General features: G+C 62.8%; 16 protein-coding genes. 8 read left to right on the top strand and 8 right to left on the bottom strand.

All coding sequences use genetic code 11. The annotated features are described in order from the left end of the window. Positions 1-5: 5 nt before the first annotated feature. From GRX03_RS02895 to GRX03_RS02885, 3 genes are all read left to right on the top strand, one after another. Positions 6-665 (top strand): phosphate ABC transporter permease, encoded by a 660-nt coding sequence (locus GRX03_RS02895; protein WP_159762678.1) that lies wholly within the window; start codon positions 6-8, stop codon positions 663-665. A 275-nt stretch (positions 666-940) separates the two neighbouring features. Continuing rightward, a complete protein-coding gene (gene pstB, locus GRX03_RS02890; RefSeq protein WP_159762677.1) occupies positions 941-1783 on the top strand; it encodes a phosphate ABC transporter ATP-binding protein PstB in 843 nt (280 codons plus the stop codon). Between the two features lie 48 nt (positions 1784-1831). Further along, on the top strand, positions 1832-2272 hold the full coding sequence (locus tag GRX03_RS02885; RefSeq protein WP_159762676.1) for a GIY-YIG nuclease family protein: 441 nt from the start codon (positions 1832-1834) through the stop codon (positions 2270-2272). On the opposite strand, the gene GRX03_RS17005 is transcribed toward GRX03_RS02885, so the two are convergent. From GRX03_RS17005 to GRX03_RS02870, 3 genes are read right to left on the bottom strand one after another with little or no spacing between them, the layout of a single operon-like run. Continuing rightward, on the bottom strand, positions 2266-4338 hold the full coding sequence (locus GRX03_RS17005; protein ID WP_159762675.1) for a PKD domain-containing protein: 2073 nt from the start codon (positions 4336-4338) through the stop codon (positions 2266-2268). The two genes, GRX03_RS02885 and GRX03_RS17005, sit on opposite strands and share 7 nt — an antisense overlap. Before the next feature lie 48 nt (positions 4339-4386). Continuing rightward, positions 4387-5667, bottom strand: coding sequence for a tRNA pseudouridine(54/55) synthase Pus10 (locus tag GRX03_RS02875; protein ID WP_159762674.1), 1281 nt, complete (start codon positions 5665-5667; stop codon positions 4387-4389). 55 nt (positions 5668-5722) lie between these two features. After that, positions 5723-6010 (bottom strand): zinc ribbon domain-containing protein, encoded by a 288-nt coding sequence (locus tag GRX03_RS02870; RefSeq protein ID WP_159762673.1) that lies wholly within the window; start codon positions 6008-6010, stop codon positions 5723-5725. Positions 6011-6188: 178 nt separating this feature from the next. Between GRX03_RS02870 and GRX03_RS02865 the strand changes: the two genes are divergently transcribed. The 3 genes from GRX03_RS02865 (at position 6189) to GRX03_RS02855 (ending at position 8848) form a co-directional block, all read left to right on the top strand. Then, positions 6189-7058 carry a CheF family chemotaxis protein gene (locus GRX03_RS02865; RefSeq protein ID WP_159762672.1) on the top strand — a complete coding sequence of 290 codons (870 nt, stop codon included), beginning with the start codon at positions 6189-6191 and terminating at the stop codon, positions 7056-7058. A gap of 85 nt (positions 7059-7143) precedes the next feature. Next, positions 7144-8007, top strand: coding sequence for a CheF family chemotaxis protein (locus tag GRX03_RS02860; protein WP_159762671.1), 864 nt, complete (start codon positions 7144-7146; stop codon positions 8005-8007). Between the two features lie 415 nt (positions 8008-8422). Continuing rightward, a complete protein-coding gene (locus tag GRX03_RS02855; protein ID WP_159762670.1) occupies positions 8423-8848 on the top strand; it encodes an ion transporter in 426 nt (141 codons plus the stop codon). A 355-nt stretch (positions 8849-9203) separates the two neighbouring features. Here GRX03_RS02855 and GRX03_RS02850 read toward each other — a convergent pair whose 3' ends face one another. From GRX03_RS02850 to GRX03_RS16695, 3 genes are all read right to left on the bottom strand, one after another. Beyond that, positions 9204-9758, bottom strand: coding sequence for a phosphatase PAP2 family protein (locus tag GRX03_RS02850; RefSeq protein WP_159762669.1), 555 nt, complete (start codon positions 9756-9758; stop codon positions 9204-9206). A 153-nt stretch (positions 9759-9911) separates the two neighbouring features. Further along, on the bottom strand, positions 9912-10304 hold the full coding sequence (locus tag GRX03_RS02845; RefSeq protein ID WP_159762668.1) for a DUF7475 family protein: 393 nt from the start codon (positions 10302-10304) through the stop codon (positions 9912-9914). A 113-nt stretch (positions 10305-10417) separates the two neighbouring features. Continuing rightward, positions 10418-11266 carry a phosphatase PAP2 family protein gene (locus GRX03_RS16695; RefSeq protein WP_159762667.1) on the bottom strand — a complete coding sequence of 283 codons (849 nt, stop codon included), beginning with the start codon at positions 11264-11266 and terminating at the stop codon, positions 10418-10420. Between the two features lie 320 nt (positions 11267-11586). Between GRX03_RS16695 and GRX03_RS02835 the strand changes: the two genes are divergently transcribed. Continuing rightward, positions 11587-12258 (top strand): hypothetical protein, encoded by a 672-nt coding sequence (locus tag GRX03_RS02835; RefSeq protein ID WP_159762666.1) that lies wholly within the window; start codon positions 11587-11589, stop codon positions 12256-12258. A gap of 126 nt (positions 12259-12384) precedes the next feature. Here the strand turns inward: GRX03_RS02835 and GRX03_RS02830 are convergent, their stop codons facing one another. Further along, on the bottom strand, positions 12385-12819 hold the full coding sequence (locus GRX03_RS02830) for a hypothetical protein (RefSeq protein WP_159762665.1): 435 nt from the start codon (positions 12817-12819) through the stop codon (positions 12385-12387). 262 nt (positions 12820-13081) lie between these two features. Between GRX03_RS02830 and GRX03_RS02825 the strand changes: the two genes are divergently transcribed. Continuing rightward, a complete protein-coding gene (locus GRX03_RS02825; protein WP_159762664.1) occupies positions 13082-14185 on the top strand; it encodes a carbon-nitrogen hydrolase family protein in 1104 nt (367 codons plus the stop codon). Here GRX03_RS02825 and GRX03_RS02820 read toward each other — a convergent pair whose 3' ends face one another. Further along, on the bottom strand, positions 14186-15406 hold the full coding sequence (locus GRX03_RS02820; RefSeq protein WP_159762663.1) for an acyl-CoA dehydrogenase family protein: 1221 nt from the start codon (positions 15404-15406) through the stop codon (positions 14186-14188). Positions 15407-15425 lie beyond the last annotated feature (19 nt).

Below are 15425 nucleotides of genomic sequence, written 5' to 3'. Positions count from 1 at the left end.
GGAGTATGGTAGAACTACTCGACATCGCGTTCGTCGTAGGCGGGGCCATACTGTTGTTTTTCGGCGCCGTACTCTCGGTGTACGGTGTCGGACTGCTCGGCGCCGCAGTCGGCGCGGGGGCCGGCTATCTGATCGCACCGACAATCGGCGGTGTCGTCGGTCTGGAAGGGGCGCTGGCGTCGCTGGTGGCGATTCCGGTCGGTGCAATCGGAGGGGTGCTGGTGACCTATCTCCTCCTATCGCTGGCCGTCGCCGCGATCAGTTTCGTCGTCGGTGCGTACTTCGGCATGATCGCTATCGCACCGGCGCTCGGAAACACGGGGACCATCGCGGCCGTCGGCACGGCACTCGGCGTCGGACTGGCCGCCGCGGTGCTCGGCTCGTTCCTGACGAAGACGATGATGGTCTTCATCACCTCCGCGATGGGCGCAGCGTTGGTCTCGCGACAACTCACGATCAGCGGGCTGCGGACGGCACAGAGCGAACTGACGGTCGACCCGCTGATCTTCGAGCCGATGGCACCGGTCTTTCTCGGCCTGTTCGCTCTCGGCGTGCTCTCGCAGTTCGGCCTGTTCAAACTCGGCTGGGTGACCAGCATCGTCGCTCGCCTCCCCGGGGCCCGACAGCTCAGAAACCGCGGTGACGAGGAGGTCTCGGGAAGCTAACCAGTCGGGTCGTCGACAGTTCCTATATATGTCTATATTCCCCTCCCGGGTGCTCTATATGATTAATAGCACGGTATTTATGTGACTCACTGGTAGGGAGTGATAATGGAAACACGTGCAGATACCACGCCAGTGGCTCTGCACGGCCATCGACCGTCCGCTCGCGGCCGGTCCGGCGTTTCGACCTGCTGTGTGGTTCGACGACTGCCACGGGGGCCAGACCGTCGGCGCCACAGCGGTCGGGAACCACGGTCGAGCACGGGCAACCCTGAACTATGAGCTTCCAGAACGAAACCACGGAGACAGGCGAATCGATCAGACAGCCACAGACGACGGTGCCGGAAGATACCGGGGTGGAGTCGCTCGGCGAGACGATCATCGAGGCGGAGAATCTGGACGTGTTCTACGGCGACGAGCAGGCGCTTAACGACATCAACCTCCCGATTCCCGAGCAGCAGGTGACCGCGCTGATCGGGCCCTCGGGCTGTGGGAAATCGACGTTTCTGCGGTGTGTCAACCGGATGAACGACCTGATCACCAGCGCGCGAGTCGAGGGTAATCTGTACTTCCGGGGCAAGAACCTCTACGACGAGGACGTCGACCCGGTCGCGCTTCGGCGGACAGTCGGGATGGTCTTTCAGGAACCCAACCCCTTCCCGAAGAGCATCTACGACAACGTCGCGTACGGCCTGCGCGTCCAGGACAAGGTCGAAAATCTCGACGAGCAGGTCGAAGACGCCCTGCGGCGCGCGGCGCTGTGGGACGAGGTCAAAGATCAGCTACACACCTCCGGACTTGACCTGTCGGGCGGTCAGCAACAGCGACTCTGTATCGCTCGCGCGATTGCCCCCGACCCGGAGGTGATCCTGATGGACGAGCCGGCCTCGGCGCTCGATCCGGTCGCCACCTCGAAAATCGAGGATCTGATCGAAGACCTCGCCAAGGATTACACCGTCGTCGTCGTCACCCACAACATGCAGCAGGCCGCCCGAATCTCGGACATGACCGCCGTCTTCCTGACCGGCGGCGAACTGGTCGAGTACGACCACACCCAGAAGATTTTCGAGAACCCCGAACACCAGCGCGTCGAGGATTACATCACCGGGAAGTTCGGCTGATTCGCCGCCCTCGTCAGCGCTAAGTGAGTCTGTCCGGAACTGCCGGTGATGAGCGACCAGGCTGGCGGTACCTACACGCTCTGTATCGAACTGACCGAACCGGTCGAGGTGGAGGTCGGTGCTCTCGGACGCCAGGGCTTCGAGGCAGGCTGGTACGGTTACGTCGGCAGCGCGCTCGGTAGCGGCGGCTTCTCGCGGATCGAGCGCCACCGCGAACTCGCCGACGGCCGCCGGGAGACGCGACACTGGCACATCGACTACCTGCTCGGCCACGAACGGAGCCGTCTCGACAGCGTGGTCCGAACCAGCGGTGTCGACGGTGAGTGTGCCGTCGCCGCGGCGCTTGAGAGACCGGCGATGGCTGGATTCGGTTGCTCGGACTGTGACTGTCAGACCCACCTGTTCGTCGCGCCGTCGAGAGCGGAGTTGCTCGACGCGGTCGAGAACGCACACGGACCGCTGGACGGCGAGACGCAGGTCAGTCAGTGAGCGCGGCGAGCGAGAAGCGACAACGCGAGGAGAGCCCCGACGCCGACGGCCGGACCGAAGCCGTCACCGAAGCCGTCGGACCCCCCCTGATCGGGTGCGTCGGTTCCGTCGGACGAACTGGTATCGTCGCCGTCGGTCGTCTCGCCCTCCCCGGTGCTGTCTCCGTCTGTACCATCGCCGTCGCTCCCGTCGGTGTCGTCCGTCTCCTCGCTGGTATCGTCCGACGGGACCGGCGACACGTCGACGGTCTCCTCGGTCGTTGCGGTTCGGCCGTCGGCGGCAGTCGCCGTGACGGAGACGGTGTACGTGCCGGCCTCCTCGGGAGTGAACGTCGCCGCCTGTCCGGAACTGTCGGCGGTCACCTGCGTACCGGGACCGGTGACGCTGAACGAGTAGCGGGTGATCGACGCCTCCTCGGGCGTCGTCGTCGCCGTGGCGTTGATCTGCTCGCCCGCGGTCGCCTCGGCCGGGAGGGAGAGTGTCACGCCGAGGGGGTCGCTGGAGTCCAGCGTCACGCTGGTCGCCGCCCGCTGATTGCTCAGGTCGCCCGCGGAGACGGCGATCTGTTCGCCATCGGTGCGGTTGGCCTCGACGGTGAACGTGAGATCGTAGGCCTCACCCGCCGGGAGGTGGTCGAACACCCAGCCCTCGTCGGTGTCGGTGACGACGGAGCCGTCGGAGTCGATGAGTTCGACGGTGACGTTCCCGGAGGTATTGACTGAAATCTGCGGGGCGAGGCTGGTCTCCGTGCCGGTGTTCGCGAGTGTGACTGTCACGGGTTCCCTCTCGCCCGGGTCGAGATCGAACTCCGGAACGCGAACGTCGAGTGCCGCCCCGTCGTTCGGCCCGTCGTAGACCGTCGGGTCGGGGACGGAGATCTCCGGGGGCCTCGACCGGACGTAGCGGTCGAAGAAGGCGTCCATCCCGCTGTCGAACTCGGCGGCCAGCGACGCGAACCTGTTGCCGGTGATCTGGCCGTCGGCCTCGTTTTTCGCCCGGAGGACGGCGGCGTAACTCGCGCCCGCCGCCCTGAGACGCTCGTCCATCGCGGCGAGAACGAGCGAGCCGAGTTCGTAGTGCGCGGCGGTGCCCTCCCAGGTGTCGGCGTCGGCGAGAACCACGTCGTCGTAGCTGTTGCCGCGGTCGAGCAGGCGATAGAAGCGGTGGTACTCGATACTGCCGTTCTTCAGGGCGAGCAGCGCACCGAAGTAGTCGGCGCTACCCTCGATTGTCCACTCGACGGCGTCGGTGCGGTTGTAGGCCTGTCTGCTGTGGACGTACTCGTGAAACAGCGTCGTCTGCGGGGCCGTCAGTCCCGCCTCGTGGACCCAGACCGCGGCGTTCGTTCCGGTTGCGAGTCCGCCGCGTCGGAGCGGATCGGTCACGGCGAAGACCGTCAGTCGGTCGGATCTGGCGCCGACATCGAACCGCCGGGAGGCGGTGACCAGTCGAGCACCGATCTCCGCGGGCGACCACGCCGGATCGGCCGCCTCGGAGATCACGAGATCGAACTGTTCGCCGGCGGCGCTGAAACTGTAACGTTCGTACCCGCCGAGGTAGACCATCCCATCGGCCGCAACTCCTTCCTCTCCCGCGGCCGTGGGTTGGCGGACTTCGATCTCGCCCTCGGCTTCCAGCGATGGACGCCAGCCCAGTCTGGTCAGCACCGGACGGTCGGTGATCAGCCACTCGCCTGCGTCGACGTAGTCGTAGGCGCCAGACGAGGTCTCGTTGATCGGGACCCGAACGTCGATCGTGGGGTCGGTCGTCTGTCCGTCCCACTCGTATCTCCCCTCGTCGATGGCCTCGAACCCGTCCACGCCGGTGACCTCGTACTCCGAGTTCCGGAGTCCGGTCCGCAGACCCAGCACCTCCGAGCCGATGTGATACTGCAGTTCGACGCGGACGACCCCCTGCTCGGGGTCGTCAGAAACCGTCTGTACCTCGACAATCTCTGTCTCCTCGATATCGTCCCCGTGTGAGGCGGCCGCGCCGCCGACGCCGACTGTCAGCAATCCGGCGAGTGCGAAAACGACGACGGCGCCGTGGAGAACTCGACTGCGCACAGCCACACTCACACACCGAGTAAGATAGGTGTAATGGCCGCCGGGGAGTTACTCCTCGCGGAAGAACTCGGGGTGTTCGAACGATTCCTCCTCGCCCTCGACCCGGAGCACGTCCAGCGCCGTCACCTCCGCGTCGACGCCGAGTTCGCCCGCGAGGCTCGGTTCGGTACGGCCCTCGTCACTGCTGACGAGTTCTTTCACGTACAGTCCGCCCTCGCCGTGGACCTCGACGGTGGCGGTCGTCTCGCTGTCGAGTTCGCCGGAGATATCGTAAACCTCGCGGACGCGGGTCTTCGCGGCGCGGCGGTGGGAGACGCGCTGTGGCGTGTCCTGCTCGATTGTCGCGCCGTCGAGCGCCTCCAGCGCGCTCTCGAACTCCGCCTGCTCGACCGGAGCGGCAAACTCCACGTTCATCCGGTAGGTCTTGCTCGCGTCGTGTTCCTTGACCCGTTCGACCATCCCGTGGGTCGCAAGCCGAAGCCCCTCGACTTCGACCTTGCCATCAGCGAACTCGTTGATCTGTTCCTCCAGCGCGTCGGTGTCGACATCCCGCTTTCGGGGTTCGTCGATCTCGATCACGAACGGCCGGCCGGTGCCGAGCATCTTCGCGTCCACGTCTTCTCGGCCCGCGCCGTGGAAGGTGCCGTCCTCGCCGTTCATCGCGTCCTCGACGGGCGGGACGGTGAGCTGTTCGACGCTCTCGTCGTAGCGATAGCCGGTCCCGTCACAGCCCGAGCACTGTTCGTCGCGGTTGATACCGGTGCCGTTGCACTCCCGGCAGGGCCACTCTGTCTGGGGAATATCGCGTTCGAGCTTGCGGTACCGGCCGTAGACGAACGCGGAGTTGACCTGTACCTCGACCTCTTCGGTGGCGAGATCACAGAGGACGAGCACGTCGGGCCGGCCGAAATCGACCTCGGCCCCGGTCTGGTCGCCGAAGCGTTTGCCGACCTCGCGGTTGAACTCGCTTTTGAGCAGTTCGCCGGCCTCGGGGTCGAGACCCACGTCCTCGCGGAGCAGTCGGTCGTTCTCTTCGAGCAGCGGCGGCACTCGGGTGCCGATCTGGTAGCTCTCGAACCGGTAGCCGCGGACGGCGCTCGCGGCCTGTCTGGCCCACCAGTCGTACCGTTCGCACTCGTTTTCACAGACCCAGCAGTCCTCGCCGGCCTCGAAATCGTCGTCCTCGGCCAGCGCGACGGCGGTGCGGAGCCCGCGGCCCCGCTGGCGGTTCGTCAGCCCGAAACTCCGGTCGGCGACAAGCCGGCCGAGACAGGGATCACAGAGCGGTCCCGTCTCCAGCGCGCGGCGTGCAAGCGAAAGAACGTCCATTACCCGAGGGTTGGCCCCGGTCCGTAACTCAGTTTCGGAGCACTCCGGAGCGGCGTCACTGCGTGAAGCGGCCGAGCGGGTTGCTGGAGTCGCGCTGGAACGTCACTGCACCCGGGAGGGGACCCACGCAGGACCGGCAGAAGCGGTATCCGAGTTCGTTGGCGGCCCCACACTCGGGGCAGACGGCGACTCCCTCGTCCGGCTGGACCAGCTCATCCGGATCAGTGCCCTCGAATCGATCCGGCGAGAGCCTCGTTTGAAGCCGATACACGTAGTAGGCGAGAACTCCATGGACCGCGATCAATCCGACCGTGGTGGCGAGCATCCACGGGCTGGTGACCATGGTATCACCTCAAGTAAACGTAGGTCACGCACTCAGAAAAATGCAACTGGCTTGGACCACGTGTAAGAGAGCGAGAGAGGGTGGAGCTCTCCGCGGGGAGTGAATCCTCCGAGACAGGCTTTGTGAGATGTTGAGAGTTATGTAGGTGGACGCGTTAGCTATCGTCAGAAGACACCGCATGAGCGAAGGGGAACAGAAACTCGTCGACACGCAGGGCGATTATCTCTACGCCGTCAAGGACGGCGAACCGTTACCGGACGCCCAGTGGCGGTCCTGTCGGATCGTCATCACGAGCGAACGGCTCGTGCTGTCGACGAACGCCAACAAGCAGGCGATTCCCCACGCGAAGATTCTCGTCCCCAAGGAAGACGAGGATCTGATCCCCGACGGGATGGACGCCCCCGGTGCGACCGCGCTCCGGATCGGCAACAACGTCATTCTCGTCGACACGCAGGAACTGGACGACTTCGAGTCCGAGTACTGTCGAGCGGCGCTACACGACGAGGTGATCCTGGTGAAGTATCCCGCCATCGTCGGCGGGGTCGTCCAGGAGGAGGCGTCGTGGTCGAAAGCCCGGTTCCGGCTGAACGACGACGACATCGTCCTCGGGCTTCCGGACAACGAGACCGTCACGTTCTCGATTGACGACGTCGGGACGGTCGAAACCGCGACCGAGCAGGTCGCCGGGGAACAACGGGAAGTCGTCAAGGTGGAACACACCGACGAGAACGACCGCAGCGTCGAGACACACTTTTCGGGCGTCGAGTGGCACCCGCGGGCGCTCGCTACGCTGTTGCGGAACACGATCGACCGCCGCCAGGACGAATACGAACTCGACGACCTGGAGAATCAGGTGTTGATGGCGCTGTACTCCGGCGTCTCGCCGTTCGAGATGGCGGATTTCGTCGGGACCGACGTCGAGGAAGTCGAGGAGATTTACCAGAAACTGCTCGACGCCGGCGCGGTCGACAAGGTCCGGGAGCGGACCGAGGTGACGCTGAACGCGAAGGGCCGCAACCTGGCGAGCGAGGCGATGAACGAACAGTAATGCCTCGCTGTGCGCGAAATCCCTGATAACCGGACATAACCTATAATTGCCCCTGTGCCGTACCCACGACAACAGCACTGCCGTCATGAGTAACACGGAAAAGAAAATCGAGGACACGCAGGGCAAGTATCTCCACGCGATCAAGGGGGGTCGGGAGTTGACCGACGCCGAGTGGGAAAACTGCCGGATCGTCCTGACGAACCAGCGGTTGATGATCGTCACGGACTCGAAGATCTCGGTGCCCCTGGAGGAGATCGACGTGCTCGACGAGCGGGTCGATGTCAACCGGAACGCGGCCTCGGAGTCGTACTACACCGCGTTGGACATCGGCGACGACGTGTTGCTCATCACGACGGCGGATTTCGAGGGCTTTCGGACGAACTTCTTCCGTGCGATTCTCGACGAGGCCGTCATCTACGTCAAACACCCGGCGATCGTCGGCGGGGTCGTCAAGGCAAGCGAGTGGCAGCGCGGCCGGCTGAAGGTGACCAAAGACACCGTGCGGATGGTGCTCGAAGACGGCCAGAAGTTCATCATCGAGCGCGACGACATCGGCGAGATGGAGGTCGACGAACGCGAGGTCGCCGGCGAGGAACGCGGCGTGATCGAGGTCGAACACACCGACGAGGAAGGGACCAGCGTCGAGACGTACCTCTCCGGCCGGCAGTACCACATCTCCGTGCTCAAGCAACTGCTGGAGGAAGGCGCGGAGCGAAACCGGGCGGATCTCGATCTCACCGCGACGGAACAACGGGTCGTGATGGCGCTGTACTCCGGCGTTTCGCCGTTCGCGATCAGCGACTTCGTCGGCATCGACGTCGAACGGGTCGAGGAGATCTACGACGAACTGATCGAACTCGACGTGATCCGGGTCGTCCGCGAGCGCAAGGAAGTCTCGCTGACCCCCCAGGGCCGGAAGGTCGCGGGCGAGGCGATGGGCGAGCAGTGAGCGCGTGTTCTCCGCGTTCCGGCGAGGAGTGAACCGGCCACTGCGGTCCCCGGCAGAACCCAAATTTTGTCTGGACTCCGCAGGGAGGCGGCGCGAGTCTCCCACGAGAGCGTAGCTGCTTGGGGCTGATCTAACCGCTCAACTCAGGGAACACGGCGACCAGCGAGACGTGAAACTGCCCGGGACTGTTCGGTTGACCCCCTAAACGATGGCCTAACACCCGAAAGCTTGGCTTGGGATCGAATGAGTGTCGGGGAGGGGTATCCTCTCATACGGCCCATAAATGTCATTGCGCTCACCGTTCAATTCGTCTTTGAATACACCTTGTGCTCACATAGGCGCCACCCGACACGACGTCCACATTTGCAGGATTACTCGATCCGAGGATTGGATCCGGACTACTGCCGGAAAAACTATGAGTAGTGCCAACGGTATCTGGGTGAAAATAGACAGCAAACTGAAACGCTTGGCACCGGTGTTTCTGTTGCTGTTGGTCGTGTATTTGTACTCGTCACTTGTCTCACCCGTACTATCGGAGCAGACCCTCCGGTACGTCGAAGTTACCATTATCACGTACTACGTGTTCGAGCTGGTCGTGAAATACATCATAACCGACGATTACAGGCAGTTTCTTCGCGATTATTGGCTCGATATCGTACTCATCGTCCCGTTTTTCAGTTCGCTACGACTGCTCGGTGCTGTCGGAAAAGCCCTCAAATCGGTCAAGAGCCTCAAGTATATCAAATATATACAAAAGGCGATTAAGATACCCAAAGGCCTGCAAAAAACGCGGCTGTGCTCGGAGAAGTCAGAACAGGAGACGGACGAGGAAACCGAGTGAGTTGACGGTCGGCGGTACGCGTTCCGGCTAGACGACAGGAGTACGCCACGTGGAGTGAGTCGTTCTACCACTTACTCACCTGGACTGTCGTGCGAGACACACGGCGTCTCTCTTGCACACCAGTCAAGCTGCGATAGCGATCAGGAGACCGGCTCACCGGTCAGTTCAACAGCCACAGTGGCATCAACCAGTGTGTGTCCTGTGTGTAACAGCCCCGGTGACGCTCGTCACGGGCAGGGAGTTCCAACGACGCCGGGGATGTCGTTTTCCTCGGGTTGGAGAGCGCCTCGGTTGTTCGCTGGTGTCGGAGCCCTAGAGAATCAGGCCGCCGGGCACCCGTCGTTCAGTAGCAGGCTCACTGGTCTTCTGACAACTGAGTTGCCGGTATGCGCTGCCGCAATCGTGCTGCCGTGTAGAACGCTCCGATCCCGATCACAATCCCAGCGACTGTGTCCGAAAAGTAGTGAGTTCCAAGGTAGATTCGTGAGACGGCGATCAGTCCAGCCAGAGCGGACACGGCACCGAACGGGAGCACCGACGAGTCGCGAGCCGTCATCGCGTAGACGGTTACCGCAGCTGCATGCCCCGATGGAAACGACGTGGCGACAGTGCCCGCGTCACCCGTCATGCAGACCGGTTCGGGCGGAAACGGTCGTTGGACGGTTGTCATCATCGTCCCAACGACGACACCGGTGATTGCAAAAGCGAGCGCACTGGTGTACAGCTCCTCTTCCCAATCCGCGAGGTAACACACAGCCAAGAACGCGAGCGCAGCGGTAGCAGAGCCGAGACCTGTCACCGAGGTCATCAGTTTCGTCAGCAGTGGATGTCGCAGCGATAGGACAAACTCGACGACTTGGTGATCGAGCCACGTGACGAACTCCAACGCGCCGGAGAAGGTTCTATCCATCTCCCGTTGATACTGCGTGTGCGGACTTATTCCCGTTGACTACACCGGCTACTCAGTGTCCGTGCGTGCGTCTCGTCAGGACCCCGCACGAACGAGAACCCGGCGCTCTCCGAACGGATAACTCTGTACAGCACCAATCAGGACCGGTAGTCACTACGATTCGTCCCACAGCAGTGCAATTAGCACGACGACGAGGGCGAGTTGTGCAATCTTATCGATGGCTCCGAGCGTTCCGATATCGCCCGGGAAGGATTTGCTACCGCCGGTGAAATTAACCAAGTACCACAACACGATTTGTCCGAGGGTAAACGGCAGGCCGAGGGCGTACACCACACGACGACGAATGTCGAGGAGGACGAGCGCAACGGCCCCGACGAAGCCGAAGCCTGCGAGGATGAAACTGATTCCCAGTCCGGTCGGAAGAAACCGGACGCCGAGTAAGAAGTGGATGGCTGCGCTGGCCAACGCCGCGACGATGCCGACCCAGTGTAGTACGCCCAATGACCCGACGTGTAGCGATAGCCCCTGCTGCTTCGTTGTTGACATACTACCAATACATCTCGTGTATTCATATACCACACACCAAACTATGTTGGGCGTTGCCCGAGATACGAGCCCTCTCACCCCGCAGTTCGCGAGTTCTGAGCGGCGGGCACCGGCTACTCGGTTGCGGTGCTGATCGTTTCGTCCTGTCGCTGACTCCCTGCGCGGCCGTTCAGCTGGTGGGCAAGCCACACGGACGCGACAGCGAGGCAGACGCCGGCGGCGAGATCGATGAACCAGTGAATGCCGAGATACACCGTCGACACGACGATACTCGTCGTGAGGACCGTAGTGAGCGAAAGCCATCGGGGGAACTCGTTCCGCGTGAGGACGGCAACAACGAGCACTGTCACTGCCAAGGACGTGTGCAGGGAGGGGAAGACGTTTCTCGGGGAGTTGACCTGTCCTGTTAGCAGTGTGAAATACGGAAAGAACTCCTGAATGATGCCCTGAGTGCTCGACGAGGCGATTCGAGGACCGCGTGCGATAACGAGCGTATAGAGGACAGTCGCAACAGCGTAGTTGATCGTGTACGCGAGAAGTACCGTCTTGAGATGCCGAAGCGAGTCGGCAAACAGGTACAGTACGAGCGGGGCGATGACAACAAGCGCGTAGCCGAACATATAGACAGACGCGAAATACGGGGCTGCGATATCCGGAATCAACGTCTGTACTTGTGCGGCGAGGTCGCCTTCGATTGCGTAAAATACCCCCGTCATCTGGTACCCAATCGCCTCCGAAAGCGCCCAGAACTGCTCTCTGAAGACCATCCTCGCGCCGAACACCGCTGCGAGCAAACCAGCGTACGGTGACACTGCTCGAACCCGACTCCTCAACAGTTTCGGGCTGGTACTCAGCTCCCGAAGTCGCGCGGACCCCACACAGAGAACCAGCGTCGCGACCAGAAGCGCAGCGACGACGACGACGAAAACACTGGCGACGACGACTACTGGCGGTACTACCACTATGACCAGTTACTCATTGTGTCGACGAATCAAAATCCTTGTTACTCCCCGTCGACGTTCGGCCAGGACGCCGACAACTCCCTCTGGGTCGGCCCGGACGGCTGAGAGTTAGCGGTGGTCGTTTACCCCGGATTTTCAGTACGAGAAACGTGAGGTGAACGTATATATTCCCAAGGTCATATGTGGACCCATGCGGCAGCGGGACACCTCGGCAGGCGGTCTCACGACCGAGGGTCAACTTGCAGCCAATCGTTCCAATCCAGCCGTACAGGTTGGTCTCGATTGCGCTGCACGCTGTTGCTCGGAGGCTGTCTTAGCCTATGACGCGTGAAGATAGCTCAGATCAGTGTCCACATTGCCACCGCGACACAGTTAGTGACCGGAAGTGTCTAAACTGCGGTCAGTCGCTCGATGCTCTTGCTGATTCACGTGTCGAAGACGATGCTGAGGGGTTGACAGCAGCCGATCCACCGGGCGAGAACGACCGGGGCATCGCCCGACGGACACTGCTCACTCTCGGAGTCGGCTCTGTCGCCGCTCTTGGTGCTGGTGGTGTCGGTTGGTGGACATCCCGGTCAGAGGGTTCAGCCGACGACAGTTCAACTGACGGCGATGCAACCAGCCAGATAGAACCGTTCGGGATTGTTGCTGACAACATCGACGGCTCGCGACTACTGAATGGTGCGGTCGATACCAATGCGCTCTCCGGATACGAGGTGATTGAGCATATTGGGATTGTGGACCAAGTTGGGCCGGTCGCGCTGTCGACCCGCATTCGAGATGTCGAAGGCGAAACGGCAGCGCTATTGAGCAATCACACGGTCGAGGCAACCCTCTACGGTCCGAGTGAGCAGGAACTGGTCACATTTGGGCCCCTCAGAGCCAGCACTCGGAGCACCGAGCAGAACGAGACGATCGTTATCGACTTTCTTGGTCCTCGTAGGTCAGCTGTCGAGGAAATTAGCCGATACGGCCTCAGCCTTCTGCGGTAAACTGAGACGCCTGTTCACGATTATGTTGCTATCGGGCTCAGCGGGTAGGTCCAGAGAGGTGAACTGCCTCGGGGTCAAGCCCCGAGGCGCTCGGCCTGCTCCGCCTGTGGACCTGCCGACTACTCGTTAGGTCAGTTTCTCGGAGGAGGTCCGAGAGCCAGTTTGTACCAACCCGACGTACGTTCCGACGGCCACCAGCGGCAATACGACGAGGAGAGCGAGAGCCTGCGTAAACGGATCCGGAGGGGTAATCGTGACTGTGAAAGCAAACGAGAAGGCGAAACTGAAAGAGAACCAGAGAAGCCAGCGCTCGCGGTTCGTGACCGCCGTCGCTCGGGTGTGGGAGCGAACCACGAGTACGAGATACAGCGGCGCTACGAGTGGGGTCAGAAGCGCGACTCCGGATCCCCATACTGTCGCAACAGCCTCGGAGACACCGCGCTCCTGGGCATCTCTGAAGACCACCCACGCCATACCGATCATGGCCGCAAAAGCAAAGACCGACAGGAGGGGGAAGACGACCGTCAAAATGCGGGTTACGACAGGCGGCATACCTGACATAGCCAATATTTCACGCCCGAAAGTATGAAACTTATGTAACAACTCCACAGGAGAGTACTGTCTGCGACCCGCCGCCGTACTGATTGGAAACACGAAGGTAGTGAACGAACCAAGCAAGCGGCCGGGTACGCGCTGGCCATCTCGGACAGCAGTTCTGGCGGTGTGCTGGAAAGCGAGCCACGCCTCGGTCACCCGTATCGAATACCACCTGCACGTCGAAACCGGGTCCACTGTTAAGTGAGGGTGCCACGATGTGACAGGCATGCCAGCCGAATCGTTCACGCTCGGGGCGGCACAGATCGAACCGGTCTACCACGACAAGGAGGCCACGCTGGATAAGACCTGCCGGTACATCGAACAGGCGGGAGCGGAGGGGGTCGACCTGCTGGTCTTTCCGGAGACGTACTTCCCGGGATACCCCTACTGGCGGGGCAGCGTCTCCATTCCCCGCTGGACGGATCTGATGGTCGACCTGCAGAAAAACAGCCTGCACGTCGAGGACGAGGCCGTCGAGATCCTGGGCGCGGCCGCCGCCGAGGCCGACCTCCACGTCGCGTTGGGGACGAACGAACTGAGCGACCGTGGCGGCAGCGAGACCATCTACAACTCGATATTTTACTTCGGTCGGGACGGCGACCTCCTGGGTCGACACCGGAAACTGATGCCGACACACGAGGAGCGGGCCATCTGGGGTCGCGGTGACCCGTCGAGTCTGGAGACCTACGAGACCGACATCGGACAACTGGGGGGGCTGATCTGCTTCGAGAACCACATGACGCTGTCGAAGGCGGCGCTGACGGCGATGGGCGAGGAGATCCACGCCGCCGTCTGGCCGGGCTTCTGGGAACAGCACGGCCATCCCGGCGACAAGAGTCGCGCGGAGACGGCCGAGGCCGTCGACACGTGTGATATCTACCCGGCGATGCGCGAGTACGCCTTCGAGACCCAGTCGTTCGTCGCGGCCTGCTCGGCGTACATGAGCGAGGACGTGCCCGAGGGGTTCAGCGAGGAGGAACTGGGGTTCAACGTCGCCGCCGGCGGAAGCATGCTGATCAACCCGGCCGGCATCGTCGAGGCCGGGCCGCTGATCGACGAGGAGGGACTGCTCACCGCGGAGTTCGAGCGCGACGAGCGCCGCGCGACGAAGGCGTATTTCGACGCGATGGGCCACTACACCCGGTGGGACGCCGTCTCGCTGTCGATCAGCGACGAGACGCTGGAACCGGCACAGCAGAGAGGCGACACGGCGCAGGGTCGGGGGGACGGGGGACTCTCCGCCGCGACAGCCCAGCGCCTCGCGGAGGAACACGACGTGGCTATCGAAGCCGTCGAGGAGATCGCCGAGGCCGTCGCGGGGCGGCAGTGATCACTCCCCGAACCGCGTGATCGGGTCGAGTTCGTCGGGGTCGGTGTGCTCGTCGAACGCCTCGCGGGCGACGGTCCGGAGGTGGACCTCGTCTGCCCCGTCGACGATCCGGAACGGCCGAATCGCCTCGTAGAAGTCCGAGACGGGCAGATCCTTGCCGATACCGTTGCCGCCGAGATACTGCAAAGCGGTGTCGATGGCGTCCTGAGTGGCCTGGGCGGCGTAGACTTTGCTCATCGAGACGCCGATTCGGGCCTGTTCGCCGGCGGCGATCTTGTCGGCAGTGTGTCGGACCAGCGACCGGGCGGCGTTGACCTCCGCCTCTCGGCGCGCAATCTCGAAACGAGCGTTCTGCTTGTCGGCGATCTTGCTGCCGAAGGCCTCGCGCTCTTCGAGATAGCTCCGGGTGATCGTCAGCGCGCGCTCGGCCATCCCCGAGAAGCGCATACAGTGGGTGAGTCGGGCGGGACCGAGGCGCTCCTGGACGTGGGTGAACCCTTCGCCGACCTCGCCGAGGACGTTCTCCTCGGAGACGCGCACGTCGTCGTACTTGATCTCGGCGTGGCCGGTGCCGGTCATCTCGCTGCCGAGGTGGGGGACGTTGCGGACGATTTCGACGCCGTCGGCCTCGGCGGGCACGACGAAGACCGTACAGCTATCGTAGGGGTGGCCGTCCGGGTCCGTCCGGGCGAGCACGAGCAACACGTCCGCGCGGATGCCGTTGGAGGTCCACCACTTGTGGCCGTTGATCACCCACTCGTCGCCGTCCTTCTCGGCGGTGGTCTGGATCATCTTCGGGTCCGAGCCGGCACCCTGCATCGGTTCGGTCATCGAGAAGCCGGAGTGGATCTCCCCCTCGACCAGCGGCCGGAGGTACTCCTCTTTCTGGAGTTCGGTGCCGTGGAGTTCGAGCAGGTGCATGTTCCCCTCGTCGGGGGCGTCGACGCGCATCGCCGGCGGGCCGAGCAGGCTCCGACCCGCCTGCTCGAACGTCGGGAGACAGTCGTTGAAGTCGTAGCCCATCCCGCCGTACTCCTCGTCGATCTGTGGCGCGTAGACGCCGTACTCCTTGGCCTTGGCCTGCAGTTCGGAAATCGTCCCCGCGGAGACGGTCGTTCCCCCCTCTAACTCGCGCTCTTTGGGAATGACAACCTCCTCCATCAGCGCCTCGGCGCGCTCGGCCAGCTCTTCCGCCTTCTCGGAGTCGTTGAACTCGAACATCGGTGTGTCTATTCGACTT

The sequence above is a fragment of the Halovenus carboxidivorans genome (assembly GCF_009831575.1).
Taxonomy (GTDB): domain Archaea; phylum Halobacteriota; class Halobacteria; order Halobacteriales; family Haloarculaceae; genus Halovenus; species Halovenus carboxidivorans.
Note: the sequence above shows the minus strand (reverse complement) of the source record. Positions and strands in the feature narration are given on the sequence as shown.